Below are 1013 nucleotides of genomic sequence, written 5' to 3'. Positions count from 1 at the left end.
GCTGATGGCCTAATCAAGGGGTGATGCAGTAATCGGTTAGCAAGTTGACTGCTAAGTCAGGAAACAAGCTTTTTAGGCAACGGCCAAAAGGCCTTGCAGGGGGGCAAGGAATCTTCCCTCGCTAATCATCCTGGTACTATTTTAGCATTAGGGCATCTCTTTACAAAAGAAATAATAAAAAAGATCAAAAGACAGATTTTTAGTACCATTTTTTAAGTTTCATAACTATACTACATATTATACGAGGGAGGGTAAAAAATGAGTTATGAAAGAACGGTATTGATACCCGGGGAGGTATCTTATAGTAACATTTCTCAAATACTAAATTCAAGCTATCTACTAGAAATAATCTTAGAATTAATCGAGGATGCTGAAGAGACACACAATGCTCTGTATCCTTTTTTTCAATTATTTCTAGTAGATGAAAGCAAACAAAAAGTTAGTGAAAGGTATGATTTAGAACAAATTCGGCAACTACTCTTAGCATTATCTATAAATAGCCTAGACCATTTGGATGAGTCCTCTTACTTTAGTTTCCCAAAATTATCTTCACACAGAGAGGCGTTAGCAATCTTTGTTGAAGATACTTTTAACCTATGGCGTTCAAAACATAGATTCATGAAAAAAGCGGACCCTTTCAGTCACAACTCAAGAACGAGGATTCACAAACAAATATCCTTAGTTAAGAACAACTCTGATCTAAAAAGTTTAGTCTTGGGGGTATATAGACAAATCCTTGTCAACATTTCAGCCAGAAGGGTAAAAGTGCTCAGGCAACTTCCAGGCGGTGTTCAAGCGGGATTTATAGTTGATCGACCAAAATTTAAAGCAGAAACTAAAATAGGAAATGCTGATTTTTTATACAACATGGAATATGTTTGGAGTGTAGTATTGGAACCACCTGTTATCTTTTATACATACTCAAATAAAAGAAGAGGGATATTCAAAGTTGTCGATCGTCCTATATTGAACAAAATTAATATAGATAATCCCCAGGATTGGCTCGTTTTCCC

The 1013-nt window shown here is 35.8% G+C and carries 1 pseudogene; it reads left to right on the top strand.

The window, feature by feature from the left end:
- Window positions 1-258: 258 nt before the first annotated feature.
- Window positions 259-1013 (top strand): annotated as a pseudogene (locus tag AA81_RS12975) (ATPase); the annotation flags it as partial.

The sequence above is a fragment of the Petrotoga halophila DSM 16923 genome, assembly GCF_002924615.1.
The sequence above is the reverse complement of the archived record's forward strand: the minus strand, read 5'-3'. Positions and strand labels throughout refer to the sequence as shown.